Here is a 25,823-nt window from a genome sequence, read left to right as displayed (position 1 = left end):
AAGCCGCCTCGCGCCGCCGCCCGGGTCAGGCGGCCTTGCGGTCGGAGCCGAAATAGCCAATATATTTGCCGGCTATATTCTCCACCGGCAGGATCACCAGCACGTCGGTGGTGCCGAACTGCCGGTCGACCACGGCGCCGTCGCCGATCGAGGCCCCGAGGCGCAGATAGCCCTTCAGGAGCGGCGGCAGGGCGTGCAGCGCCGCCTTGGGGTCGATGGCCGACTTGGCCATGCGGTCCATGGCGACATGGCGCCCGGGCAGGGCCCGCGCCGCCCATTCGCCGCTCGCCGCGGCGTGGTGGTGCAGGAAGGCCAGCGGCATGGCCAGGCGGCTCGGATCGGTGCCTTCCAGGCTGGCGCAGCCGATCATCACGTCGACGGCATGGTGCTGCACATAGGCCCAGATGCCGTGCCAGAGCAATTCGACCGTGCGCTTGTTGCGGTAGGGCGCCAGCACGCAGGAGCGGCCGAGCTCCAGGAAGCGCTTGCCGGGATGGGCGGCGACGAGCGGCTCGATCTCGAATTCCGAGGCGGTGTAGAAGCCGCCATGGGCCTCGGCGACGCTCTGGCGCAGCAGGCGATACGTGCCGACCACCTTGGGTTTGGCCTTGCCGAAGGGCGGCGGCGGCACGCTGTGATCGAGCACCAGGAGATGGTCGCAGATCGCGTCATAGGTGTCGCGGTCGCGGCGCGAGAACATCGAGACCGCGTCGGGGATCGCCGACATCTCCTCGTAGAACACCTGGAAGCGCAGGCGCTGGGCCTTCTTCACCTCCTTGGCGGTGCGGGCGAGGCGGACCTCCAGGGCGCCGATGCGCCCGAGCGTCTGCGGCAGCCCGGCATTTTCGGCCCGGCGCTGGCGCATCGCCGGCTTCAGCCGGCCGGGCGCGAAGGGAATGACGTTGCCGTTCAGGGAGCCGGCGATCACGCCCGCCCAGGCGCGCGGGTCCATCTTTCCGAGGAACGCCCTCGGCATGCTCGTCGTCATCTCACCAGGCCCCCTTGGCGTCCGTCGACGCGATGCATCGCACTGGATCGCCTCCATGACGATTCCACCATAACCTGCCGACGCTTTTATGACGATGCCGATATGCTTTGCCGCCTGACGGTCGGCCCGGGCCGTGCCGTTCAGGCCGACCGGGCCGGCGGCGGCTGCGGCCGGAGCAGGGCCACCAGGTCGTCGCTGTCGAAGGGCTTGACCAGGAAATCGTCCATGCCGGCGGCGCGGCAGGCGTCCCGGTCCTCCTGGCGCATGTTGGCGGTCAGGGCGTGGATCGGTATGCGCGCCAGGCCCTGCGCCGCCTCGGCGGCGCGGATGGCGCGGGCGGCGCCCGGCCCGTCGAGGCCGGGCATGTGCATGTCCATCAGCACCGCGTCGAAGCGGCGGCGGGCATGGGCCGCCACCGCCTCGCGGCCGTCGGTGGCCCACACCACCTCGGCGCCGAGCTTGGCCAGCACCGTGCGGGCGACCAGGGCATTGACCTCGTTGTCCTCCGCCAGCAGCACGGTGAGGCCCGCGAGCGGGCGCGTCGGCGCCGGCTCGGCATCGTCGTTGGCCGGCAGCGCCGGCATCCGCCCGGCGACCTGCGCCAGCAGCGAGGCGGCGCGCACCGGCTTGATCAGATAGCCCGCGGCGCCGGCTGCGGTGAGGCGGGCGAGGTCGGGGCGCTCGGCGGGCGTCACCAGCGCCACCACCCGCCGGCCGGCGGCGAGGCCCCGGGCGGCGAGCGCGGCGGTCGCCTCCAGGCCGAAGCTGCGGTCGGCCAGCACCGTGCCGAAGGGCTCGGCCGCGACGAGCTCCGCCGCCCGGGCGGCATCGGTCGCCACCGTGACGGGGAAGCCGGACCCGGCCAGCATGGCCGTGAGCGCCGGCCCGACGATCGGCGAGGGGCTGGCGACCAGGACCCGCCGCCCGCCTGCCGCCGCGCCCGCCGCGATCTCGCCGTCGGCTGGCGGCAGCGCCAGGGCGAAGCGGAAGGTCGAGCCGGCGCCGGGCCGGCTCTCCACGCCGATGCGCCCGCCCATGCGCTCGACCAGGCGCTGGGAGATGGCCAGGCCCAGGCCCGTGCCGCCGAAGCGCCGGGTCGAGCCGGATTCGGCCTGCTCGAATTCGCGGAAGATCACGCCGAGCTTCTCCGGCGCGATGCCGATGCCGGTATCCTCGACGCTGAAGGCGACATCCCCGCCCTGCCGCACGGCACGCACGATCACGCCGCCGGCCTCGGTGAACTTGATGGCGTTGCCGGCGAGGTTGAGCAGCACCTGCTTCAGCCGGCCGGCATCGCCCCGCACCCGCATCGGCAGGTCGGCGGCGACGGCGGCGGCGATCTCGATGCCCTTGGCGTGCGCGCGGGGGGCCAGCAGCTCCGCCGCGTCCTCGATCAGCGACGCGAGGATGAACGGCTTCTCGTCGAGGTCGAGGCGCCCGGCCTCGATCTTGGAGAAATCGAGGATCTCGTCGATCAGCGACAACAGCGCTTCGCCGGAGCTCTTGATCGCCCGGGCATAGGTCGCCTGGTCCGGCGTGAGGCGCGTGTCGATCAAGAGGTCGGCCATGCCGAGGATGCCGCCCATCGGCGTGCGGATCTCGTGGGTGACGGTGGCGAGGAACTGCGACTTGGCCCGGTTCGCCGCCTCGGCCGCGTCGCGGGCCTGGGCCGCGGCGCGCCCGGCCTCGCGGTGGGCGGTGACGTCGCGCCCGACGCTCTGCAGCTCCGGCTGGCCGCGCACGGCGCCGCGCACCGCCATGTCCTGCCACTCGATCCAGCGCATGCCGCCGGCGGTGCGGATCGCCTCGACCCGGCGGGTCACGCCGCCCTCGCGCGTCTCGCGGGTGGCCGGGGCATCCTTGGCAAAGTCGAACAGCGTGCCGGTCAGCTCCTCGCGCGGCCGGCCGGCGAGGGCGCAGAAGGCGTCGTTGGCATAGGTGATGGCGCCCTGGCCGCTGCGCCGGACGATCAGGTCGCCCTGGCCGTCCAGCAGGCTGCGCGCCCGCTCCTCCGCCTCGCGCAGGTCCCAGATCAGGTCGCCCTGCCGCTCGACTTCGGCCTGCAGCGCGGCGACGCGCCGGCGGCTGCGCAGGGCGTCGCGGACCAGCACCACCGCCGCGCCGGCCGCCACGGCCGTGATGGCCGTCATGACGATGAGCGCCAGGGATTCCGCATCGACCGGCATCGTCGTCCTGTCCTCGCGCGAGCCCGGGCATCGCCGGGCGCTCCTGCCGTGACAAACGAGGCTAGGCCCGAGATGTTGCGAAAGGCTTGCGGCGGGCAGTGCGTCGAACCGGCCGAGCAGGCCTTCACGGCGCGCTCGGCCGGCGAGGCGTGCACATGCTATCCAGGGGCGAGCGTCCCAAGGAGAGTCTCGCCGTGAGGTTCGTTCTGACCGCGCCCGATGCCAGGCTGGCGGAGGCCTGGGTCGAGCATTGCGGCCATCTCGACGGCGTGAGCGTGCATCGCGGCTCGATCTTCGACGTCCGCTGCGATGCCGTCGTCAGCCCGGCGAACAGCTTCGGCTTCATGGATGGCGGCATCGATGCCCTCTATGTCGAGCGCTTCGGGCGGGCGGTTCAGGATCGGCTGCGGCGCGCGATTCTGATGCGTCACGACGGCGAACTGCTCGTCGGCACCGCCGATATCGTGGAGACATCCGATCCGCAGACGCCCTACCTGATCGCTGCGCCCACCATGCGCGTGCCGATGGCGCTCGGCGCCCAGACGATCAACCCCTATCTCGCCACCCGCGCGGTCCTGCTTCTGGTCCGGCGCGGTGTGTTTCCGGATGGACCTCTGGCCGGGCAGAGGCTGGCGGACCATCTCGGGATCGTCGCTTTCCCCGGGATGGGGACAGGCGTCGGGCGGGTGCCGGCCGAGATCGCCGCCCGGCAGGTCCGCATCGCCCTGGAGGAGCACCGCCACGGCCCGCCGAGGCTCCCGACATCCTGGGCCGAGGCGAGCGAACGCCACCAGCTTCTGTACACGGACAAGCCGACGCGGCTGCAACGGTGATGACCGGCATGTCCGCCGCGTTGCGGGCGATCTACGCCCGCGCCATCCCCGCCTGCCGGTCCGTCCGCGCCCGGTAGCTCAACGCCTCGGCGACGTGGATGCGTCCGACGGCTTCCTCCCCGTCGAGGTCGGCGAGGGTGCGGGCGACGCGCAGCACCCGGTGGAAGCCGCGGGCCGAGAGGCGCATCGCCTCGGCCGCCTCGCGCAGGATCGCCAGCGCCGGTCCTTTCGGCCGTGCCACCTCTTCGATGATCGCCGGCGGCACATCCGCATTGGTCGAGGCTTCCGGCAGGCCGAGCGCGGCGTAGCGGGCCCCGGCGAGCGCCCGCGCCGCTGCGACACGGACGGCGACCTCGGCCGAGCCCTCCGCCGGCGGCGGCAGGATCAGGTCGGCGGCCGAGACCGCCGGCACCTCGATCACGAGGTCGATGCGGTCGAGCAGCGGGCCGGAGATGCGCGCCTGGTAGTCGGCGGCGCAGCGCTCCACCGGGCCGCGCCGGCAGGCATAGCCGGGCTCGTCGGCCTTGCCGCAGCGGCACGGGTTCATCGCCGCGATGAGCTGCACCCGGGCGGGATAGGCGACGCGCGCATTGGCGCGGGCGATCACCGCCCGGCCGGATTCCAGCGGCTGGCGCAGGGCGTCCAGCGCCTGCGGCTGGAACTCCGGCAATTCGTCGAGGAACAGCACGCCGTGATGGGCGAGCGACACCTCGCCCGGCCTGGCGTGCAGGCCGCCGCCGACCAGCGCCGCCATCGAGGCCGAATGGTGCGGGGCGCGGAACGGCCGCCGGTCGGTCAGCGCGCCGCCGGCGATCGCCCCGGCGACCGAATGGATCATCGACACGTCCAGGAGCTCGCGCGGGCCGAGCGGCGGCAGGATGGAGGGCAGCCGGCTCGCCAGCATCGACTTGCCCGAGCCCGGCGGGCCGACCATCAGCAGATTGTGGCCGCCGGCCGCCGCCACTTCGAGAGCGCGCTTGGCGGTCTCCTGGCCCTTGATGTCGGCGAGGTCGGGCAGGGCGCCGGCCGGGGCCGCCACCCGCGGCTGCGGCCGCGACAGGATCTGCGTGCCCTTGAAATGGTTGGCGAGCTGGATCAGCGAGCGCGGCGCCAGCACGGCCATGTCGGCGGCGGCCCAGGCCGCCTCCGAGCCGCAGGCCGCCGGGCAGATCAGGCCGAGGCCGCGCCCGTTTGCCGCCACCGCCGCCGGCAGCGCGCCGGACACGGCCGTGATGGTGCCGTCGAGCGCGAGCTCGCCCAGCACGCAATAGCCCTCGAGCGCGTCCGGCGGGATCGCGCCCATCGCCGCCATCACCCCGAGGGCGATCGGCAGGTCGAAATGGCTGCCTTCCTTCGGCAGGTCGGCGGGAGCGAGGTTGACGGTGATGCGCTTGGCCGGCAGGGCGAGCCCGGAGGCGACCAGCGCCGCCCGCACCCGCTCGCGCGCCTCCGACACGGCCTTGTCGGGCAGGCCGACCAGGGTGAACACGACCGAGCCGTGGCTGATCTGCACCTGCACGTCCACATGGCGCGCCTCGATGCCCTCGAACGCCACCGTCGCCACGCGCGCAACCATGCCTGTCCCTCAACCCCGGGGCACGATAGCGGCAAAGGCGGCGGGAGGCCAAGATGGCCGCCGCCCCGCGGATCAGGCGTCGGGCAGCGAGCGGAGATAGCGGTACTGGACGTCGACGGTCGGCCCGATCGGCGTCGCGAGGCGCAGGCGTCCCCGCTCCTGACGCGGGTCGAGCCTGGTGCTGACGTCGATCGCCCATTCATAGGGATGGCGGATCCCGAACACGGCCGGCGTGTTCGGGGCGAAGGTCAGCTTCAGCGACAGCTCGGCGAACCCCGTCTTGTCGTCATAGACATAGCCGCCGTCATATTTCACGCCGCCGGCATCCACGCCATAGGCGCGGCCGTTCTCCAGGACGAGGACGCCGATCCCGGCTCCCGATCCTGATTGGAACTCGATTCCATACATGCCTTCGCGCATGGGAGGCTTCCTTTCCCGCAGGCGCGCCAGCTCCGCCTGGCGCAGGTTCGGCGGCAAGGCGCCGAGGAGCCGCAGATAGGCCTCGGCAGGTCCGGGGATCGCGCGGTCGCCGACCATCCACAGATTCACCGCCCGCGAGGTCACGCCGAGCAGCCGGGCGAAATCCGCCTGGGACAGCCCGGCGGCATCGAGGATCGCCTTCAGCTCGTCGCCTGTCATACGAACATTGTTCTATGATAAATAGAACAATGTCAAGGCATGTCGACTGGCCGCCAGCGCGGGAGCCGGACCTCTTCCATGTCCGGACGGGCGGCCGAGCCCGGACGGCGCGGTTCGGGGTTCCGATGACGCTCCATACAATTCGATGGCCCGCTTCGGCATCGGCGAGATGAAGCGTCGGCGCTCGGCGCCATCGCGGCCACCCCCTTGCGCTCACCCCCGCGAGCTTCTAGGTAGCCCACGTCGACACGCCGTCATGGAGGCCGAAATGGACATCGCCGAGCCGATCGCTTTGCGCATCCCGTCCCTTTCGAGAACCGTCCATGACCGCCCTGCTCACGCTGGAGTCCGTCGCCCTCGTCACCCCTGACGGCCAACCGCTGTTCGACGGCCTGACGCTCGCTCTCGGCCGGGAACGGCTGGGTCTCGTCGGCCGCAACGGCAGCGGAAAGTCCACCCTGCTGCGTCTGATCGCGGGCGAGATCGAGCCGGCGGCCGGCACGGTGTGGCGGGCGGGCTCGGTCGGAATGCTCGTACAGGCGGCCGACGACTCCCTGACCGTCGCCGATGCGTTGGGCGTCGCCGGCGCCTTCGCGCGCCTGCGCCGTCTCGAAGACGGCGTCGGCTCCCTCGACGATGCCGCCGAGGCCGACTGGAGCGTGCCCTCGCGGGTGGAGGCGGCGTTGACCGAGAGCGGCCTGCCGACCCTGCCTCTCGACAGGACCATCGCTTCTCTCAGCGGCGGCGAGCGCACGCGGATCGCCATCGCCCGCCTGTCGATCCAGGCGCCGGACATTCTGCTGCTGGACGAGCCGACCAACAATCTCGATGCCGAGGGACGGATGATCCTGCATCGGCTCATGGAGGGTTGGAGGGGCGGGATCATCGTCGCCAGCCATGACCGCGCCGTGCTCGGTGGGGTGGACCGGATCGTCGCGCTTTCCCCGGTCGGGGTCACGGTGTTCGGCGGCTCCTGGGCCGGCTTCGCCGAAGCGCGCGATGCCGCCAACGCCCGCGTCGAGGCCGAGGTCGACAGGGCCGGGCAGGCCCTGAAGCGCACGGCGCGCGATGTGCAGAAGGCGAGGGAGCGGCAGGACCGCCGCGACAGTTCGGGGCGCGCCAAGCGGGCCAGGGGCGACGCTCCGAAGATCCTGAGCGATGCCCAGGCCGAACGCGCGGAGCACAGCGCCGCGCGCGGCAGCCATCTGGCCGACCGCGTGCTGGCTGACCGGGCGCAGGCGCTGGAGACCGCTCGGGCTCGCCTCGAGGTGCTCACTCCCCTCGCGATCGATCTGCCGAAGTCGGATCTGCCGGCCGGGCGGCACTTGCTGTCTCTCCGCGATGTCGTGGTCGCCCAAGACGGCCGGCGCCTGTTCGGGCCTCTGTCCTTCGAGGTGCACGGCCCGGAACGGATTGCTCTCCGCGGCGCGAACGGCTCCGGCAAGACCACGTTGCTGCGTCTCGTCACCGGCGAACTGCTGCCCGCATCGGGCCAGGTTCGCCGCTTGACCGGCCGCATCGCCGTCCTTGACCAGCATGTCGCGATGCTGGACCCGGCGGCGACGATTCTCGACAATCTGCGCCGCCTGAATCCGGGAGTGTCCGTCCATGAGTCCAGGGCGACGCTGGCTCGCTTCGCCTTCCGCAACCAGGCGGCGCTGCAGGTCGCCGGGACGCTCAGCGGCGGCGAGCGCATGCGCGCCGGCCTGGCCTGCGCCTTCGCCGGCCACCCGCCCGAGCTCCTGCTGCTGGACGAGCCGACCAACCACCTGGACCTTGCGTCGATCGAGGTGCTGGAAAACGCCCTTGCGGACTTCGATGGAGCCTTCATCGCCGTGAGCCACGACGAGGCTTTCCTGGACGCGATCGGCGTCCGGCGACGCATCGCACTCCCGGCATCCCGTTGATCGTCGCGAGCCTCGGGCGCGCGGGCGGAGGACGCCGTCCCCGGTGGAGGCGCGGGAACTCACGCCTCCGGCAGGCCGGAGAGAGCGTACCCCCACATCGATGGCGGGCCGATTGACCACCGCCTGCTTTCCCGCATCATGCCGGCAACAACCCAGGGAGGACTTCGTCATGGCCGTCTCATTGTCCGGCAAGGTCGCCGTCGTCACCGGCGCGAGCTCGGGAATCGGCCGGGCTACGGCGCTCGCCTTCGCCCGGGAGGGCATGCGCCTCGTCCTCAGCGCCCGCTCGCGCGAGCGCCTGGCGGAGGTCGCGGCCGCCGTCGGCGGCGAGCCGCTGGTCGTGGCTGCCGACATGACCGTGCCGGCCGAGGTCGACGGCCTGATCGAGCGGGCCATCGGCCATTTCGGCGCGGTCGACGTGCTGTTCGCCAATGCCGGCATCTACATCGCGGGCGAGGCGGCCGAGGGCGACCCGGACGCGTGGGATCGGATGATCGCCACCAACGTCTCCAGCGTCTTTCGTGCCGTCAGGGCAGTGCTGCCGCACATGATCGCGCGGGGGAGCGGCGACGTCCTGGTGACGAGCTCGATCTCCGGCCACCAGGCCATCCATTGGGAGCCGATCTACAGCGCCACCAAGCACGCGGTGCAGGCCTTCGTCCACGGCGTGCGCCGCCAGGTGCTCGCCCACAATGTCCGCGTCGGCTCGCTGGCGCCGGGCATGGTGCTGAACGAGCTCTGGGGCCTCGACGATCCGGCCGAGATCGAGCGCAAGGCCGCGGCCCGCGAGGGGCTGCGCTCGGAGGACGTGGCCGAGGCCGCCGTGTTCATGCTGACGCGCCCGGCCAACGTCACCATCCGCGACCTCGTCATGCTGCCGCAGGCGCAGGACCTCTGAGGCGTCGTCCGGACACAAGTGAGGCGGTCCGTCATGGCCGGACTTGATCCGGCCATCCACGCGACCACCGGCAGGTGGCGACAAGGCGCCGGCCGACGTCGCGCCGGGTCTGGCTGGCCGTCGCGTTCGCGTGGATGGCCGGGACGAGCCCGGCCATGACGGCGGAAAGCGCGGCGCTTTTATCTTCAGACACCTGCTGAGCCCTACTCTCCGCCGACGCTCAGCGACAGCGTCTCGTCGCGCCGGCGCTCGGGCTGCGCCCGGCCCGGCCGCGCCAGCAGGGCCTCCAGCCCGGCAAGCTCGGAATGGTGCAGCAGCAGCACACCGAGCTTCTGCGCCAGGTGCTCGGCCGAGCGGGTATAGTCGCCGTTGCTGACCACCACGGCATGGGCCGCCTCGATGAAGCCGGCGGCGGCATGCACCTCCTGCACCGCCTTGTTGCCGACCGGGCCGGAGAAATGCAGCTTGCACTGGACGGCGACGGTGAGCCCGCCGCGCGCGGCCACCACGTCGACGCCCTGGTCGCCGGACTGGCCGGTGACCTCGGCGTCCCAGCCGGCGCGGCGCAGGATCTCGGCGCAGCGGTGCTCGTAGTCCTCCGGCGTCATGGCATGGATGTCGTCGGCCAGGGGCTGCGTGTCGGCGGCGGCCGCCCAGGCGCGCACCGTCCGCGTCGCCAGCTTCTCGAAGGCGGCCTGCCGCTTCGGCTCGAGCGTCAGGCCGACCGAGCGGCGGAAGCGCCCGAGCTCCTCGTGCCACTTGCCGAGGTCCTCATAGCCATAGGCGTTGACGCGCACCACCTGGCGGAAGCGCTTGGTCAGGGCGGCGCGATGGCGCAGCATCTCCTTCAGCCAGGCCTGCCGCGGCCCGCCGAGCGGCAGGACGCCCATGCGGGCGAGGATCAGCAGGCCCGCCAGGGACAGGGCGGCAAGCGCCGCCGCCCAGCCGGTGACCGCATGCAGGCCCGCCAGGTTCATCGCGACGACGATGACGATCGCCAGCTTGGAGAGGGCCCGCATCCCGACGACTCAAACGCAACACTCCGTCCGAGGGCAGGGACGGCCTCCGAACCGTTCTAGCCGGCAAATCTTGCCAAGCTGTTCCCGTCCGGGTCAGGCGTAGCTGTCGCCGCTGTCGTCCGAGCCGTCGTCGGACCAGTCGCCGTCGGAATCGGTGTCGTCGTAGCTGGCAAGGTCCGGCCCGGCATCGTTGTCGCCCGGATTCTCGTTGATGATGGTCTCGTTGACCACGGTCTCCGGCTGGCCGCCCCAGGGGCCGCCGAGGAAGGAGCCGCCGGCATTGCCGCCGCCGAACAGGCCGCCGCCGCCGAGCAGGCCGCCCCCGCCGCCGAAGAGCGAGCGCACGCCCTCGAACAGCAGCGCCCCGCCCGCGACGCCGGCCGCCGTCGTCAGCGCGCCGCGCATGAAGCCTCCGCCTCCGCCCCCGGCCTGGGCCGTGGGCGCATCGGCCGGGCCGGTGCGCGGCACGGCGCCCTGGCTCGCGCCCCCGCCGCCGAAGCGGTCGAGGAAGGAGCCCTGGCTCTGGGGCTGGGCTTGGGGCTGCTGGGCCTGTTGCGCCGCGGCCTCGGCCGCCTTGATGCGCTCGTGCGCCTCGCGCAGCGCCTGGTCCTGCACCAGCACGGTCTGGGCCAGCACATAGGCGGCGGCCGGCGTCTTGGCCATCTCCGCGGCGATGAGCTGGTCGGCTTCCGCGTCCCGCTGCGGCAGCTGTGTCGCGCGGATGCGGTTGAACAGATCCTCGATGAGGGATTTCTCGTTCGGGGTCATGGCTCCGTCTCCCTGGCCTTGATCGGGCCTGGCTGTCCCTCGATGTAGGGCAGGGGAGGCATGACGCAAGAAGCGGCCGGAATTGCGGCTGATTCGACGCACCCGCGCCGTCATGCCAGGGGTCGATGCGGTGGACCCGTCGGCCCCTGGTCGAGCCCGCGCGGCGCCTGAGCGTCGGCCACCCGGCGCCGGCCGGAGACCGGGGCCGATTGCATCAAGGCGCCGGCACGAAATAGAACTCGCTCTTCAGCCGCGACAGGCGCTCGGGCTCCTGCTTCTGGCTGGTCTTGGCCTCGACCGCGGCGCTGACGCGCTTCATCAGCGTCTCGACCTCGACGCCCGGCGTCGCCACGTTCTCCAGGAAGGCCTCGGTGAAGGGGCTGTTGCGCCCGGTGCCGTCGGCGGCGACCTCGCCGGGCTGGGTGGCGAACACCACCAGCGTGTCGGGCGAGGCGGCCTGCAGCCGGGCGAGGCCGCGCGTCGTCGTGAAGGCGCGATTCTCGACCTTCAGCCGGGCGGCGAGCGAATCGGCGATCGGGTTGTTGCGGCAGGCGTCGAGGAAGATCAGCGTGGTCTTGGCCCGCGATTCCACCTCGCCGACCAGGCTCTGCAGCGACACGGTCGAGGTCTTGACGTCGAAGATGCTGCTGGCGCGCGCGTCGACCGGCATCAGCCAGTTCTCGCCCTCCACCTGCATGGCGTGGCCGGAATAATAGACCAGCGCCACGTCGGCGCCGGCAGCCTTCCTGGTGAAGCTGTCCATGGTCGCGGCGAAGCCGCTCAGCGTCAGGTCGGCGCCGGAGACCACGTCGAAGCCGAGGCTCTTCAGCTTGGCCGCGACGTCGGTGGAATCGTTGAGCGGGTTGGCCAGCGGCGCGGTGGGATAGGCGGCGTTGCCGATCACCAGCGCCACCCGGCGCTGGCCGCCGGCGAGGGCGACCGGCGTCGCGCCCTGGGCGAGGGCGGCCTGCAGCGAGGCCTTGGCCGCGGCGAGGCCTTCGGTGAAGCCGTCGGGCGCCGGGTCGGCGGCGAGGGCGGCGCGGAAATCGGCGTCCGCGCCGGCAAGGTCCTTCTGGTCCAGCCGCGCGATCGCCCGGCCGTTATAGGCGACGGCCGATTTCGGCTCGAGCCGGATGGCCGCCGTGTAGTCGGCGATGGCCCGCGCCGGGTCGCCGCCGAGGCGCAGCGCCTCGGCGCGGTTGTTGAGGGCGACCGGGTCGTTCGGGTCGAGGCGCAGGGCCGCGTCGTAGTCGGGAATCGCGCGGGCGTACTCCTTGCGCAGCGCATGGATGATGGCCCGCGAGTGATAGGCGAGGGCGAAGCGCGGATCGAGCTTGATGGCCGCGTCGAAATCGGCCAGGGCGCGGTCGAGGTCGCCGCGGGCCTGCTGGACGATGCCGCGGCTCTGATAGGCGGGGGCCGAGGCGGGATCGAGCCGGATCGCCTGGTCGAAATCCCGCAGGGCGCTGTCATAGTCGGCCTTGGCCCAATAGGCGCGCCCGCGGCTGACGAAGGCCGGCGCCGATTGCGGCGCCAGGCGGATCGCCTGGTCGAAATCGGCGATGGCCCGGTCGAAGGCGTTCTTGCGGGAATAGGCGATGCCGCGGTTGCGGTAGAGATCCTCGCCCGCGGCGGGGTCGCGGGCCGCCCGGTCGAAATCGGCGATCGCGCCGTCATAGTCGCCACCGGCGAGACGGACCGTGCCGCGGTCCTGGTAATAGGGCAGGTTGGCCGGGTCGCGGCGAATCGCCTCGCTGAAATCCTGCAGCGCCAGGGCGCTCTCGCCCCTGGCATCGTGGACGCGGCCGCGCTCGTCATAGCTCGCCGCGGCGGCAGGATCGAGGCGGATGGCCTCGCCGAGATTGGCCAGGGCATTGGCCTGGTCGCCCTTGAGGCCATAGGCGCGGCCGAGCAGGCGGTAGAGCTGCGCGCGCTCCCGCGCCGTGCGGCCGGCGCCCTGGGCCAGGGCGCGGGTGCAGCCGGCGATGGCGGCGGCGGGGTCGGCCGCAGAGCAAGCCTGCACGGCCTGGTCGGCGGCGCCGGCGGCCGGCGCCGCGGTCGGCAGGCCGAGGCCCGCTCCGAGCATCAGCGCCGTACCCAAGAGCAATGACGCGGTCCTGGTCATCGGACATCCCCGGCAGAGCCGCCCGGGTCGCCCTCGACCGGTTTGCGGCTCTTCTCGTGTGAGCCTAACCCTGCAGCGCCGCCGCGGCCGTGCGTTCCGGCACCGGACGGACGGCTCTCAGGCCGCTTCCATCAGCCGGATGCTGCCGGTCGCCTTGACGCCGAGCCCCAGCTCGCGGGCGGCGGCGGCCAGCTCGCGGGCGAAATTGGCGGCGATCGGGGTCGACCACGTCTCGGGCTTCAGCGCCACCAGGGCGCTGTCGCGCCGGATCGGCGGCATGTCCGACACATCGAGCGCCACCAGGCGTCCCGCCTCCAGCTCCGCTGCGATGGAGTGGCGGGGGAAATTGGCGGCGGCGCGTCCCTCGCGCACCAGCGGCAGGGCGAGCTGCATCGGCAGGTCGTAGGCCGGGCGGTCGCGCGGCACCAGCATGTCGATCGCATCGGGCATCACCTGCCACCAGCGCTGCACGATCGCCACCTCGCCGAGGGCGCCGATCTCCGCCGCGGTGAAGCGGCGGCGCTCACCGACCAGCGCCGGGGCGGCCACCACCACCAGGTCCTCGCGCAGGATCAGCGCCGGGGCGGGATCGTCGAGCAGCGGGTCGAGATTCGGCCAGCCGGTGATGGCGATGTCGACCGCCCGGTCGTGCAGCATCTCGATCGTGTCGTGGTGATGGCCTTCGCGCACCTTCACCTCGACGCCCGGGAAGCGCTTGAGGAAGCGGCCGAGCGCCTGGCCGACCACGGTCTCGGCATGGGAGCGCAGCGTCGCCAGGCAGAGCAGCCCGCGTTCGCCGCGGTCCGCCACCCGTGCCGCCTCGATGCCCTCCATCATCTGCGCCAGGGCGCGGCGGGCATAGGGCAGGAAGCCCTGGCCGCGCTCGGTGAGCTCGATGCGCCGCCCGCGGCTGAAGAGCGGTCCGCCCAGGCGCTGCTCCAGCGCGGCGATGCGCATCGACACCGTGCCCTGCGTCACGTTCAGCGCGGCGGCGGCCTTGGTGAACGAGCCCTCGCGCACCACGCGGTCGAAGGTCCGGAGCTGGTCGGCGTCCATTGGAATGGCTGATGCTTCGAATCGAAAAACGTCTATTTTTCGGACATTCTCTTTGGTGTCTGATCGTAAATGGAAATGATTGGGGCACAAGGCGAGCTGGCATAGAGTATGGTGATGGATCGATTGTTCCCGGCAATGGATCGGGCGAACGAAACGGGCCCGCGGCGGCTCCGGGACCGGGAGGCGCGGCGATGAGCGTGCGTCCGGCCACGACGGCCGACCTGCCGGCGATCCTGGCGATCTACAACGACGCGGTCGCCAGCACGACGGCGATCTGGAACTGGTCGCCGGTCGACCTCGCCAACCGGCAGGCCTGGTTCGCGACCCGCACCGGCCAGGGCTATCCCGTGCTGGTGGCCGACACGGGCGCCGGGGCCGAAGGCTATGCCAGCTTCGGCGACTGGCGCGCCTTCGAGGGCTACCGCCACACGGTCGAGCATTCCGTCTATGTCGCGGCGTCGGCCCGCGGGCGCGGCCACGGCCGGGCCCTGCTCGGCGCCCTGATCGAGGAGGCGCGCGGGCTCGGCAAGCACGTGATGCTGGGCGGCATCGACGCCGCCAACGCGCCCTCCCTGGCGCTGCATGCGCGCTTCGGCTTCGTCGAGACCGCGCGCATGCCCGAGGTCGGCCAGAAGTTCGGCCGCTGGCTCGACCTCGTGTTCATGCAGAAGATGCTGTGAGGCCAGAACTATGGCTCGCGAGCGACTATCCGCATGGACCGATTGCGCAGGGCCGTCGCAACGGTGCGCAGGACGACACGCATGAAGGCCTGGCTCAGTCTACCGTAGGCAAGTTCCATAGGAAGACGACTAACGGGCTCGAGGTGGTAGGAGCCGGGCATGACGTCGCCGTTCGCCTCATCGAGAATGATCCAGTTCGGGCCGTCGCCTCGCAGGGAGAGTCGTCGCCGCTCAGTTTCAGGAATCTCGATCGCAAGGCGTCCGGCGGTCGGCGGTTGCGTCGTGACGGGAAAGAGTACGACAGCACCGGGCCGCGTTCCCAAGGGAACGACGACGCAGGCTGGCCTTGCCTTGCGCCCGGTCTCCTCGCCCCGCTCTTGCTCGCGCGCCCAGAGGTAATGATAGCGCACAACAAGTCCCGTGACGGGCTGGTCATTCCCCATCCCGGTCTTCCTCATAGCTATCGGCCAAGGCCAGGAGTCCGTTTCGGACGTCCTCCGGCATGGCTTCGAGCGTGAAACTCCGACGCAGATCGCCGCGCTCCCGATGCAGCTCATCGAAGGCCTCGATCGACATGAGCACGAATTTCGGCCGCCGATGATGCGTGATGATCACGGGCTCCTTGCGAGCGGCGTCGGTCACGGCTCCGACTTGCTTGTTGAGATCGGCGGTCGTGAAGCTCTTCATGATGTCAGTCCAGCGGTCCGTCCATAATATCCATATTATCCGGACGATGAATCCACACAAGCTGCGAACATCACGTCGCGACGGGCTTTTCAGGAGCGCGGCCCGCCCTATAGGCTGGCCGTTCACAACCCGTGCCGGTCATGTCCGCAGTTCCCCAGATCCCGCCCGAACCCGACGACCTCCTGCCGCTCGATCCCGGCATGACCGCCTTTGGCGCCGCAGTCGCCGCCGCCATGCCGCCCGGCGCGGCGGACTGGCCGCTGCCGCGCCGGCGCGCCGCCTGGGAGGAGGTCTGCCGCCGCTTCCGGGCGCCGCGGCCAGCGGGGCTCGCCGTCGCGGATGTGACGATTGCCGGCGCCGGCGGCGCGCTGGCGCTGCGGGTCTATCGCCCGGCCGGCGCGGGCCGGCGTCCCGGCGTGCTGTATTTCCACGGCGGCGGCTGGATCCTCGGCAGCCTGGAGACCCATGACGACATCTGCGCCGAGATTGCCGCCGGCGCCGACGTCGCCGTCGTGGCGGTCGACTACCGCCTCGCGCCCGAGCATCCCCATCCCGCCCAGATCGCCGATGCGCTGGCGGCCCGGGACTGGTTGCTGGCCGAGGGCGCAGGCCATGGCGTCGACGCCGCCCGGCTGGTCGCGGCCGGCGACAGCGCCGGCGGCGAGATCAGCGCCGGCCTCGCCATCCACCTCAAGGACCAGGGCCTGCCGCAGCTCGCCGGCCTGGCGCTGGCCTATCCCATCCTCGGGGCCGATACCGACACGCCCTCCTATGTCAGGCATGCCGAGGCCTCGCTCTCCCGGACGGAGATGCAGCGCTACCTCGCGGCCTTTCTCGGCCTGCCCGAGCGCTTCGCCTGGCGCGACGCGCGCGCCGTGCCGCTCCGGGCCCGCGACGTCGCCGGCCTGCCGCCGACCTTCCTCACCGCCGCGGGACATGATCCGCTGCACGACGATGCCGTGATGTTCGCCGGGCGCCTGCGCGCCGCCGGCGTGCCGGCGCTGCTGCGCCGGGAGCCGGCGCTCGGCCATGCCTATATCCGGGCCCGCCACGCCAGCGCGCCGGCCGGCGCGGGCTTCGCCGCCATCCTCGCCGCCATCCGTGCCCTGGCGCACGAAGGCCGCCTGCCCGAGCCTGCCTGACCGAGCCGAGGGACCCATGCGCCTGCTGCGCGCCATCGCCGCCGCTCTTCCTGCCCTGCTGTTCGCGGCCGGCGGCGCCGGCTCGGAGCTCCGCAGCAGCATCCGCGTCGCCAGCGAGGGCGGCAACCCGCCCTTCAACACGGTCGACGCCGACGGCCGGCTCGCCGGCTTCGACATCGACATCGCCCAGGCGCTGTGCGACCGGATGAAGGTCACCTGCAGCTATGTCCAGGTGAAATGGGAGGACCTGATCCCCGGCCTGCTCGCCGGCCGGTTCGACGCCATCGCCGCCGACATGTCGATCACCGCCGAGCGCCGGCGTCTCGTCGCCTTCACCGACCGCTATTCCGCCATGCCCGGCACCTTCGCCATCCGCACCGGCGACGACATCGGCGATGCCTCGCCGGCGGCGCTGCGCGGCAAGGTGCTCGGCGCCCAGGCCGGCACCACCGCCGCCGCCTATCTGCAGCAGCGCTACAAGTCGAGCCGTGTGCGGCTGTTCGACACCCAGGCCGAGCTCGAGGCGGCGCTCGCCGCGGGCCGTATCCATGCCTTGCTCGCCGACAAGTTCACCATCTATGGCTGGCTGCAGCGGGCGGAGTCCGGCGGCTGCTGCCGCTTCGCCGGGGTCGAGCTGCCCGACGTCAACCCCGACGGCGAAGGCATCGCCGTGCGCAAGGAGGATGACGGCCTGCGCACGCGGCTGAACCAGGCCCTGCGCGCGATCAAGGCGGACGGCACCTACAAGGCCATCACCGCCAAATATTTCCCCTTCAGCATCGAGTGAGGCGGTTGCCGAAGGGCGCCGGCTCGCGCTGGGCCGGCCGCCCCGCCCCGCACGCCGCCACGAGGCCCGCATCATGAGCGACACCACGACCTTCGACACCATCGTCCTCGGCGGCGGCATGGTCGGCACCTCGGCGGCGCTGCATCTCGCCCTGCGCGGGCGCTCCGTCGCCCTGGTCGACCGCCGCGCGCCGGGCGAGGAGACCTCCCACGGCAATGCCGGCCTGGTCGAGCGCTCCTCGCTCTACCCCGTCGCCTTTCCGCGCAGCCTGCCGGCCCTCGCCCGGGTGGTGCTCGGCCGCAACCCGGCGGCGCATTTCCACTGGCGCGCGCTGCCGGCCCTGGCGCCCTGGCTGCTCGCCTATTGGCGCGCCTCCGCGCCCGAGCGGCTGGAGGAGACGGCCAGGATCATGCACCCGCTGCTGGCCAGCACGGTCGAGGAGCATTACGCCCTCGCCCGCCGCGCCGGCGCCGAGCATTTCTTCCGCGACAACGGCTGGCTCAAGGTCTACCGCAGCGAGGCGAGCCTGGCGGGCGAACGCCGCGAATTCCCGCTGGCGCAAGGCTTCGGCATCGACGTCCGCGAGCTCTCCGTGGCCGAGGCCCTGGCGCTGGAGCCCAATCTCGCCCCGGTCTTCCGCGGCGCCGTGCTCTGGTCCGACCCGCATTCGGTGTCCGACCCCGGCGGCGTCACCAAGGCCTACGCCGCCCATCTCGAGGCAATCGGCGGCAAGGTGCTCGTCGGCGACGCCCGCACCCTCGCGCAGGGCGCCGAAGGCTGGTCGGTCGCGGGCGAGGCCGGTCCGATCCGCGGCCGCAGCGCCGTGGTGGCGCTCGGGCCCTGGTCGATGGACCTGCTGCGCCTGCTCGGCTACCGCATGCCGCTGGCCGTCAAGCGCGGCTACCACATGCATTACCGGCCGGAGGGCAATGCCGGGCTGACGCGGCCGGTGCTGGACGAGGACGGCGGCTATGTCATCACGCCGATGCGCCGCGGCATCCGCCTGACCACCGGGGTCGAGTTCGCCGGCCGCGATGTGCCGAAGACGCCGGTCCAGCTCGCCCGGACCGAGGTGCTGGCCCGCGGTCTGTTCCCGCTGGGGGCGCGGGTCGATCCGGAGCCGTGGATGGGCGCGCGCCCGGTCTTCCCGGATTCGCGCCCGGTGATCGGCCCGGCGCCGCGCCACGCCAACCTGTGGTTCGCCTTCGGCCACCAGCATCTGGGCTTCACGCTCGGCCCGGCGTCGGGCCGGCTGCTGGCGGAGATGATGAGCGGGGAGGCGCCCTTCGTCGATGCCGCGCCGTTCTCGCCGGCGCGGTTCTGAGGGGTCGCGGCGGCTGCCGGGACGGCCATTTCGCTTGGCAAAGCGCCGGACCGGGGTTATGGGAGTCGGGCTTCCTGCCGGAGTCCCCGCATGTTTCCCTCCTTCGCGGCCGACCTCGCCGAGCGTGTCCGGGCCCGGGGCCCGATCGTCGTCGGCCTCGTCGGCGCGGGCCAGATGGGCACCGACCTCATCGTCCAGATCGCCCTGATGCACGGCCTGCGCATCGGCGCCGTGGCGGTGAGGACGCGGCCGCAGAACGCCGTCGAGGCCGCCCTCTCCGCCGGCCATGCCCGCGGTGACCTGGTCGAGGCCTCGAGCGCCACGGCCGTCGACCGGGCCATCGAGGCCGGGCGCATCGCCATCACCACCGATCTCGACGCCCTCGCCGGCGCCGGCCGCATCGAGGTGGTGATCGACGCCACCGGCCATCCCGAATCCGGCGCCCAGGTGGCGCTGGCCGCCATCCGCCACGGCAAGCACATGGTGATGCTCAACGTCGAGGCGGACATCACCATCGGCCGGTCCCTGAAGGCGCAGGCCGACAAGGCGGGTGTGATCTACACCGGCGCCGCCGGCGACGAGCCGGCCGCGGCGGTGGAGCTGGTCGCCTTCGCCCGCGCCCTCGGCCTCACCGTGGTCGCCGCCGGCAAGGGCAAGAACAACGCCCTCAACTTCGACGCCGTGCCGGAGGATTACGAGGCCGAGGCCCGCGCCCGCGACATGAACCCGCGCATGCTGGTGGAATTCGTCGACGGCACCAAGACCATGGTGGAGATGGTGGCTCTCGCCAACGCCACCGGCCTCACCCCGGACAGGCCCGGCATGCACGGCCCGCGCGCCACCAAGGACGAGCTGGCGGACGTGTTCCGCCTGCAGGGCGAGGGCGGCGTGCTGTCGCGCAAGGGCGTGGTCGACTACACCATCGGCAAGGGCGTCGCCCCCGGCGTGTTCTGCGTGGTCGAGCCGACCCATCCGCGCGTGCTGGAGCGCCTCACCGACCTGCATGTCGGCAAGGGCCCGCTCTTCACCCTGCACCGGCCCTATCACCTCACCAGCCTGGAGACGCCGCTGAGCGCCGCCCGCGCCGTGCTCTACGGCCGCGCCGACATGCAGCCGCTCGACCATCCCGTGGCCGAGACCGGCGCGGTCGCCAAGCGCGACCTCGCGCCCGGCACGGTGCTGGGCCGCATCGGCGAGCGCGACTATCGCGGCTGGTCGATGGTCTGGGCCGACGCCCGCAAGGCCCGCGCCGTGCCGATCGGCCTCGCCGAGAAGGCGCGGGTGACGCGGCCGGTGAAGAAGGGTGAGCTGCTCAATCACGAGAACTGCGCCGTGGACGAGACGCTGACCATCGTCAAGCTGCGCCGGGCGCTCGACCAGGCCGACGCGCGCTTCCTGCCGGCCGACGCCGCCTGATGTCCGCTTGCGGCGGGCTCGCGGGGCCTTGCCCCGGATCGCCCGGGCGCAGCGTCGCCGGGCGTGTCACGCGCCGTCGCGGCTGATCCCGGCCCGTCCCTTCGGAGAGTCCCGTCCCATGCATGCCCTCCTCGCCGCCGGCGACGAAGCGTCCAGCGCCCGCCCGATCTGGTTCGTCACGCCGGCGACGATCGGCGGTGTGCTGGCGGCCCTGCCGCAGCCGCAGCGCGACTGGGTCGCCGCCGCCGGCTTCGAGCCCAAGGCCGGCCAGCACCTCCTGCTCCCAGACGCGGCCGGCAGCCTCGCCGGCGTGCTCTTCGGCCTGGAGGGGCCCGACGCCCGCCAGCGCGACGGCTTCCTGCCGGGCAAGCTGGCGACGGCGCTGCCGCCGGGCCTCTACCGTTTCGCCAACGCGCCGCACGATGCGCGCCTGGCCGCGCTCGGCTGGCTGACCGGCAGCTATCGCTTCACCCGCTATCGCGGGGGCGAGGACAAGCCGGTGCGCCTGGTGCTGCCCGAGGGGGTCGACGGCGCCGAGCTCGGCCGCATCGCCGAGGCCGTCGCCCTCGGCCGCGACCTGATCAACACGCCGGCCAACGATCTCGGCCCGGAGGAGCTGGAGGCGGCGATGCGCGGCCTTGCCGAGCGGCACGGCGCTGCGATGCGCGCCGTGGTCGGCGCCGAGCTGCTCAGCCAGAACTTCCCGATGGTCCACGCCGTCGGCCGGGCGGCGGCGCGGGCGCCGCGCCTGCTCGACTTCACCTGGGGCGATCCGACCGCGCCCAAGGTCACGCTGGTGGGCAAGGGTGTCGTCTTCGACACCGGCGGGCTCAACATCAAGCCCGAGAGCAGCATGGCGCTGATGAAGAAGGACATGGGCGGAGCGGCCTGCGTTCTCGCCTGCGCCGCCATGATCATGGGCGCCGGGCTGAAGCTGCGTCTGCGCGTGATCGTGCCGGCGGTGGAGAATGCCATCTCCGGCTCGGCCTTCCGCCCGAGCGACGTGCTGGCCTCGCGCAAGGGCCTGACGGTGGAGATCGGCAACACCGATGCCGAGGGACGGCTGATCCTCGCCGATGCGCTGGCGCTGGCCGACGAGGAGGCTCCGGACCTGATCGTCGACATGGCGACGCTGACCGGCGCCGCCCGCGTCGCGCTCGGCCCGGAGCTGCCGGCCCTGTTCACCGACAGCGACGAGCTCGCCGCCTCGCTGCAGGCGCACGGCCTCGCCGAGGCCGACCCGGCCTGGCGGCTGCCGCTGTGGGCGCCCTACGACTCGCTGCTGGACTCCAAGATCGCCAGCGTCAACCACATCTCCGGCGGTCCCTTCGCCGGCTCGATCACGGCGGCGCTGTTCCTGCGCCGCTTCGTCGAGAAGGCCAGGGCCTATGCGCATTTCGACCTGTTCTGCTGGACCCCGACCGCCCGTCCGGGCCGCCCCTTCGGCGCCGAGGTGATGGCGGCGCGGGCGCTCTATGCCCATCTCGCCGACCGGTTCCGCTGAGCCGTGGTCGCCTCCGCCGGGATGGATTCGCTTGCTCTTCGCGCCGGACGAGAGAAGAATGCCGGCCTCGTGAGCGGGAAGGGGGCCACGGCCGTGGAGCTGCGCCCGGTCCAGGCACTGAAACTCTGGCACGATCTCACGCTCGATCTGGTCCGGGATGCGCAGCCGGACCTGTCGGCACGGCAGCTTGCGATCCTGCTCACCGTCTATCTCGAGCCGCCGCCGCACACGGTGCGCGGCCTCGCCGGCAAGCTCTCCGTGACCAAGCCGGTCATCACCCGAGCCCTCGACACCATGGCCAAGCTCAAGCTCACCGCGCGCCGGCGCGACGAGGTCGACCGGCGCAACGTCATCATCCAGCGCACGGTGGACGGCGCCCTGTTCGTCGAGCGGCTCGGCGATCTCCTGGTGCTGCACGCCAAGGACCTGCCGCGATGAACGCCTTCGACCGCCGCCTGGTGCCCGCCCGTCCCGACCTCGCCGCCGAGCATCTGCGCGGCACGGTCGAGGCAGCCCGCTTCGTGCCGGGCGTGGCGCGGCGGGTGATCGAGACGGCGATCGCGCTGCGGCGCGAGCCCGATCCCACCACCAGCCTCGACACCGAGGCGCTGTTCGGCGAGGCGGTGACGATCTACGACGAGGCCGAGGGCTGGGCCTGGGGCCAGCTCGCCCGCGACGGCTATGTCGGCTGGATGCCGGCGAACGGCCTCGGCGCGCCGGCGCCGCCGACCCACCGCGTCGGCGCGGTGCGCACCTTCCTCTATCCCACGCCGTCGATCCGCCAGCCCTATCTCATGGCCCTCAGCCTCGGCAGCGAGGTGCGGGTGACCGGGCAGGACGGCCTGTTCCTGGCGCTCGCGGGCGGCGGCTTCGTGTTCGCGCGCCACCTGCAGCCGCTCGGCTCGGTCGAGAACGATCCGGTCGGGGTGGCCGAGCAGTTCCTCGGCGTGCCCTATCTGTGGGGCGGCAAGACCAGCCTCGGGCTCGACTGCTCAGCCCTGGTGCAGACGGCGCTGCACGCCTGCGGCATCGCCTGTCCGCGCGACAGCGACATGCAGGCGCAGGGCCTCGGCAGCCCGATCGCGCTCGCCGAGGCGCGACGCGGCGACCTCCTGGCCTGGAAGGGCCACGTGGCGCTGGTCCGCGACGGCGAGACCATGATCCATGCCAACGGCCATACCATGACCGTGGCGATCGAGGGCCTCGCCGCCGGCATCGACCGCATCGCCGCGAGCGGCGACCCGCTGGCGGCAGTCAAGCGGCTCGGCTGATCGCCGACGGCCGGCTCCCCGTCTTCACGAAGCTGTGATCGCCTGGCCTGCCCGCACCGCAACTGCGGAGCGCCGCGGCCCGTTCCTTCCTTGACCGCGGCCCGGCGCATCGTCCGCCCCGCCCGGCAGTCCCCCGCCTCGACGGGAAATTCCTCGCCACGCGAAAGCACCCGCTTCCGCGACCGCCAAGCTGTGGCCAACCGAACGGGAAACGACCATGTCCATCCGATCCAAGCTCACCATCGCGGCCCTCGCCGGGTCCCTCGCCTTCGCCGGGGCGGCGCTCGCCAATCCGATGGTCGGCGGCGCGCCGATGTTCGCCAACAAGAACATCATCCAGAACGCGGTGAACTCCCCGGTCCACAAGACCCTCGTCGCCGCGGTCAAGGCCGCCGGCCTGGTCGGCGCGCTCGAGGGCAAAGGCCCCTTCACCGTGTTCGCGCCCGACGACAGCGCCTTCGGCATGCTGCCGGCCGGCACGGTCGACACGCTGGTCAAGCCCGAGAACAAGGCGACGCTGACCAAGATCCTCACCTATCACGTCGTGCCGGGCAGGCTGACCTCCAAGGTGCTCGCCGGCGAGATCAAGGCCGGCGGCGGCAAGGCCGAGCTCAAGACGCTGGAGGGCGAGACCCTGACGGCGATGATGGACGGCAAGCACATCACCCTCACCGACGAGAAGGGCGGCACCTCCACCGTCACCATCGCCGACGTCATGCAGTCGAACGGCGTGATCCATTCCGTCGATCATGTGCTGATGCCGAACTGAGGCCGGCCGGCGGCAGACGGAACGGGCGGCCCCACGGGCCGCCCGTCGCGCGTCGCGCGTCGTGCGGCCTCCGGGCTCTGCGGCGCGGTCGTCGCGATGATCGTCAGCACCGCCGCATACCGGAGGCCGAGATGATGCGCTCATGAACGGCAGGCAGAGGCGTACTCTCAAGACTGTGCTTGCCGATCCCGTGTCGGGTACGATCGACTGGTGCGATATCGAGAGCTTGCTGATAGCCGCAGGCTGCGAAATGGTCGAAGGGACGAGTTCGCGTATCCGGCTCAAGTTCGGAGACGAGATCGTCACCTTCCACCGTCCTTGTCCGGAAGAAGAAGCCAGGCGGTATCAGGTCCGGGAGGCCCGCGAGTTCCTCGGAAGCCTGGGAGTGGCTCGATGAGTGTCATGAACTATAGGGGCTATTCCGCCCGGATCGAATTCGACGCGGATGATGAAATTTTCTCTGGCAGGATCGCCGGCATCGCCGATGCCGTCTCCTTTCATGCCGATACGGTGGCCGACCTGAAGGCGGCCTTCCGCGAGGCCGTGGAGGATTACCTGGCAACCTGCGCCAAAATCGGCAAGGAGGCCCAGAAGCCCTATTCCGGGACCCTGATGCTTCGCATCGATCCGGCAGTTCACGCCGAAGCTGCCATCGCGGCCGAGCTGAGCGGCAAGAGCCTCGATCAGTGGAGCGAAGAGGTCCTGGAGCTGGCCGCTCGACAGGCCTGTGGCCGTCAGGTGCCGGCTTCCGAGCGAGGCTCGATGGCCAGGCCGGCCAAGGCCCGCGTCCGGCGCTCCATGCGGCGCGTCGCCTGACGCGGGATGGCGGGTGCCCGGGCCGGACTCAACCCGGGCGGACGGGGCTCTTGGCGCCGACCATGGCGAGCTGCAGCGGCGCGGCGGCGCCCGCTGCCTCGACCGGTTCCGGGGCCTTGGCCCAGGGCCTGGCCTTGAGGGTGGCGGTGACGTAGGCGACCGCGACCAGGGCGGCCCAGCCGAGCAGCGTCACCGGCAGGACGATGTCGAGGCCGGTGCCGTAGGCGTCCAGCATCGTGCCGCTGACGATGGCGATCGGCACCGAGGCGACGAACACCGCCAGCGTCTCCCGGCCCATCATCGCCAGGATCCGGGCCGGGATCGAGCGCATCAGCCCAGGATAGGCCGCGACCAGCGAGACCGCGAGATAGGCGGCCGCCAGGAAGTGCACGAAGCGCAGCAGATGGAAATGCGAGCGGTCGTTCGCCGGCAGCACCGCCTCGCGGATATAGGAGAACAGGCCGAAATTCTCATAGAGCACGTGCCAGCTCAGCGGCACCGAGGCGAGCAGCACCGTCACCGAGGCGGTCAACGCCCAGGGCGTGCCCGGCGCCGGCGTCGGCAGCCACTTCATGGCGATGAAGAAGCCGGTGAAGAACAGGAGCTGCCAGCCGAGCGGGTTGAACAGCCAGTGCTGGCTCGGGTTGATCGGGTTGCCCGGCAGGTCCGGCCCACCCACGGTCCACAGATAGACATAGGCCGAGCCGACCAGCAGGAAGGGCAGGGTCGGCGACAGGCGTCGGGCGGCCATGACGAGCGGGATCATCGCCAGCAGGACGACGTAGAGCGGCAGGATGTCGAACAGCGGCGGCAGATAGGTCAGCGTCACCAGGCCGAACAGCGCCTGCCGGGGATGGGTGAGCAGCACGTCCTGCTGCAGGTTGGAGACATAGTCGGGCCGGCCGAACCAGCCGGCGAGCAGCATGGTCAGCGCCACCACGCCGATGAACGAGGCGATGTGCACCCAGTAGATCTGCCAGATGCGGTGGGCGACGCGCAGCATGCCCATGGCGAAGCCGCGCTTCAGGAACAGCGCCCCGAAGGCGAGACCGCTGGCGATGCCGGAGCAGAAGACGAACATCTCCGTGCCCGAGCTGAAGCCGAAATGCGAGGGCAGCAGCTCCATCAGCCAGTTGCGGCCGGTATGGGTGACGGTGATGAACAGCAGGGCGAGGCCGCGAAACACGTCGAGCCGGATGTCGCGCTGGCGGCTCGCGCCCTTGGCCGGAGCCGGGGAAGCCGAACGCGTCTGCGACGTGGTTTCGAGAGCTGCCGCCATGACGTCCTTCCCACTGCCCTCCGGTCCAGCACCGAAGATCAGCTACAGGTCTGTCACGGCGGGGCTGAACCGAAACTGAACGGGCCTCGTTTTGTTCCCGTGTCGGTATGCGTGGGCAGCATGGCATCTGCGCGTTCTGCGCAGGCTCGGACC

General features: G+C 71.8%; 24 protein-coding genes and 1 pseudogene. 14 read left to right on the top strand and 11 right to left on the bottom strand.

The features are described 5' to 3' along the window. Positions 1–25: 25 nt before the first annotated feature. Together olsB and QO011_RS33915 are read right to left on the bottom strand one after the other, a co-directional pair. Positions 26–976, bottom strand: a complete 951-nt coding sequence (gene olsB / locus QO011_RS33920; RefSeq protein WP_307282412.1) for a l-ornithine N(alpha)-acyltransferase — start codon at positions 974–976, stop codon at positions 26–28. Positions 977–1,128: 152 nt separating this feature from the next. Then, the gene (locus tag QO011_RS33915; RefSeq protein ID WP_307282410.1) at positions 1,129–3,174 is read right to left on the bottom strand and encodes a response regulator; all 2,046 of its coding nucleotides are present in this window, start codon (positions 3,172–3,174) and stop codon (positions 1,129–1,131) included. 194 nt (positions 3,175–3,368) lie between these two features. Between QO011_RS33915 and QO011_RS33910 the strand changes: the two genes are divergently transcribed. After that, positions 3,369–4,007, top strand: coding sequence for a macro domain-containing protein (locus QO011_RS33910; protein ID WP_307282409.1), 639 nt, complete (start codon positions 3,369–3,371; stop codon positions 4,005–4,007). Between the two features lie 31 nt (positions 4,008–4,038). On the opposite strand, the gene QO011_RS33905 is transcribed toward QO011_RS33910, so the two are convergent. Further along, the gene (locus QO011_RS33905; protein ID WP_307282408.1) at positions 4,039–5,583 is read right to left on the bottom strand and encodes a YifB family Mg chelatase-like AAA ATPase; all 1,545 of its coding nucleotides are present in this window, start codon (positions 5,581–5,583) and stop codon (positions 4,039–4,041) included. Between the two features lie 72 nt (positions 5,584–5,655). Then, a complete protein-coding gene (locus tag QO011_RS33900; protein WP_307282407.1) occupies positions 5,656–6,222 on the bottom strand; it encodes a helix-turn-helix domain-containing protein in 567 nt (188 codons plus the stop codon). Positions 6,223–6,545: 323 nt separating this feature from the next. Between QO011_RS33900 and QO011_RS33895 the strand changes: the two genes are divergently transcribed. Continuing rightward, positions 6,546–8,129, top strand: coding sequence for an ABC-F family ATP-binding cassette domain-containing protein (locus QO011_RS33895; protein ID WP_307282404.1), 1,584 nt, complete (start codon positions 6,546–6,548; stop codon positions 8,127–8,129). A 169-nt stretch (positions 8,130–8,298) separates the two neighbouring features. Beyond that, positions 8,299–9,027, top strand: coding sequence for an SDR family oxidoreductase (locus QO011_RS33890; protein ID WP_307282402.1), 729 nt, complete (start codon positions 8,299–8,301; stop codon positions 9,025–9,027). A 203-nt stretch (positions 9,028–9,230) separates the two neighbouring features. On the opposite strand, the gene QO011_RS33885 is transcribed toward QO011_RS33890, so the two are convergent. The 4 genes from QO011_RS33885 to QO011_RS33870 all read right to left on the bottom strand — a co-directional run bounded on the left by QO011_RS33885 (position 9,231) and on the right by QO011_RS33870 (position 13,995). Then, positions 9,231–10,046, bottom strand: a complete 816-nt coding sequence (locus QO011_RS33885) for a restriction endonuclease (RefSeq protein WP_307282401.1) — start codon at positions 10,044–10,046, stop codon at positions 9,231–9,233. Positions 10,047–10,139: 93 nt separating this feature from the next. Further along, a complete protein-coding gene (locus QO011_RS33880) occupies positions 10,140–10,814 on the bottom strand; it encodes a DUF2076 domain-containing protein (RefSeq protein WP_307282398.1) in 675 nt (224 codons plus the stop codon). 214 nt (positions 10,815–11,028) lie between these two features. Then, complete coding sequence (locus QO011_RS33875; RefSeq protein WP_307282397.1) at positions 11,029–12,939, bottom strand: tetratricopeptide repeat protein; 1,911 nt, start codon at positions 12,937–12,939, stop codon at positions 11,029–11,031. A 117-nt stretch (positions 12,940–13,056) separates the two neighbouring features. Further along, entirely contained in the window at positions 13,057–13,995 is a 939-nt protein-coding gene (locus QO011_RS33870; protein WP_307282394.1) for a LysR family transcriptional regulator, read from the bottom strand. Between the two features lie 191 nt (positions 13,996–14,186). On the opposite strand from QO011_RS33870, the gene QO011_RS33865 reads away from it, so the two are divergent. Then, positions 14,187–14,675: a GNAT family N-acetyltransferase gene (locus QO011_RS33865; RefSeq protein WP_307282392.1), complete on the top strand. Its 489-nt coding sequence runs from the start codon at positions 14,187–14,189 to the stop codon at positions 14,673–14,675. A gap of 8 nt (positions 14,676–14,683) precedes the next feature. Here the strand turns inward: QO011_RS33865 and QO011_RS33860 are convergent, their stop codons facing one another. Both QO011_RS33860 and QO011_RS33855 read right to left on the bottom strand, forming a co-directional pair. Beyond that, positions 14,684–15,118: a hypothetical protein gene (locus tag QO011_RS33860; RefSeq protein ID WP_307282391.1), complete on the bottom strand. Its 435-nt coding sequence runs from the start codon at positions 15,116–15,118 to the stop codon at positions 14,684–14,686. Next, positions 15,108–15,362 carry a type II toxin-antitoxin system Phd/YefM family antitoxin gene (locus tag QO011_RS33855; protein WP_307282390.1) on the bottom strand — a complete coding sequence of 85 codons (255 nt, stop codon included), beginning with the start codon at positions 15,360–15,362 and terminating at the stop codon, positions 15,108–15,110. The genes QO011_RS33860 and QO011_RS33855 overlap by 11 nt, the downstream gene beginning before the upstream one ends. A gap of 140 nt (positions 15,363–15,502) precedes the next feature. Here QO011_RS33855 and QO011_RS33850 point away from each other — a divergent pair, with 140 nt between their 5' ends. The 10 genes and pseudogenes from QO011_RS33850 to QO011_RS33805 form a co-directional block, all read left to right on the top strand. Next, positions 15,503–16,504 (top strand): alpha/beta hydrolase, encoded by a 1,002-nt coding sequence (locus QO011_RS33850; protein ID WP_307282389.1) that lies wholly within the window; start codon positions 15,503–15,505, stop codon positions 16,502–16,504. A 16-nt stretch (positions 16,505–16,520) separates the two neighbouring features. Next, on the top strand, positions 16,521–17,291 hold the full coding sequence (locus QO011_RS33845) for a transporter substrate-binding domain-containing protein (RefSeq protein WP_307282388.1): 771 nt from the start codon (positions 16,521–16,523) through the stop codon (positions 17,289–17,291). Positions 17,292–17,364: 73 nt separating this feature from the next. Next, on the top strand, positions 17,365–18,615 hold the full coding sequence (locus QO011_RS33840; protein ID WP_307282386.1) for an NAD(P)/FAD-dependent oxidoreductase: 1,251 nt from the start codon (positions 17,365–17,367) through the stop codon (positions 18,613–18,615). A gap of 90 nt (positions 18,616–18,705) precedes the next feature. Beyond that, entirely contained in the window at positions 18,706–20,031 is a 1,326-nt protein-coding gene (locus QO011_RS33835; RefSeq protein WP_307282385.1) for an NAD(P)H-dependent oxidoreductase, read from the top strand. 118 nt (positions 20,032–20,149) lie between these two features. Continuing rightward, a complete protein-coding gene (locus QO011_RS33830; RefSeq protein ID WP_307282383.1) occupies positions 20,150–21,535 on the top strand; it encodes a leucyl aminopeptidase family protein in 1,386 nt (461 codons plus the stop codon). 69 nt (positions 21,536–21,604) lie between these two features. Next, positions 21,605–21,973: a MarR family transcriptional regulator gene (locus QO011_RS33825; protein WP_307282382.1), complete on the top strand. Its 369-nt coding sequence runs from the start codon at positions 21,605–21,607 to the stop codon at positions 21,971–21,973. Beyond that, the gene (locus QO011_RS33820) at positions 21,970–22,806 is read left to right on the top strand and encodes a C40 family peptidase (RefSeq protein ID WP_307282381.1); all 837 of its coding nucleotides are present in this window, start codon (positions 21,970–21,972) and stop codon (positions 22,804–22,806) included. Before QO011_RS33825 ends, QO011_RS33820 begins: the two co-directional genes overlap by 4 nt. Before the next feature lie 217 nt (positions 22,807–23,023). Further along, complete coding sequence (locus QO011_RS33815) at positions 23,024–23,575, top strand: fasciclin domain-containing protein (RefSeq protein WP_307282380.1); 552 nt, start codon at positions 23,024–23,026, stop codon at positions 23,573–23,575. Positions 23,576–23,717: 142 nt separating this feature from the next. Further along, positions 23,718–23,972: a type II toxin-antitoxin system HicA family toxin gene (locus QO011_RS33810; protein WP_307282378.1), complete on the top strand. Its 255-nt coding sequence runs from the start codon at positions 23,718–23,720 to the stop codon at positions 23,970–23,972. Continuing rightward, positions 23,969–24,292, top strand: a pseudogene (locus QO011_RS33805) (type II toxin-antitoxin system HicB family antitoxin); the annotation flags it as partial. The gene QO011_RS33810 and the pseudogene QO011_RS33805, both read left to right, overlap by 4 nt. Positions 24,293–24,419: 127 nt before the next feature. Here the strand turns inward: QO011_RS33805 and QO011_RS33800 are convergent. Then, on the bottom strand, positions 24,420–25,670 hold the full coding sequence (locus QO011_RS33800) for an OpgC family protein (protein ID WP_307282377.1): 1,251 nt from the start codon (positions 25,668–25,670) through the stop codon (positions 24,420–24,422). Positions 25,671–25,823: the final 153 nt, after the last annotated feature.

Origin of the sequence: Labrys wisconsinensis (assembly GCF_030814995.1) — a bacterium.
Taxonomy (GTDB): domain Bacteria; phylum Pseudomonadota; class Alphaproteobacteria; order Rhizobiales; family Labraceae; genus Labrys; species Labrys wisconsinensis.
The sequence above is the reverse complement of the archived record's forward strand: the minus strand, read 5'-3'. Positions and strand labels throughout refer to the sequence as shown.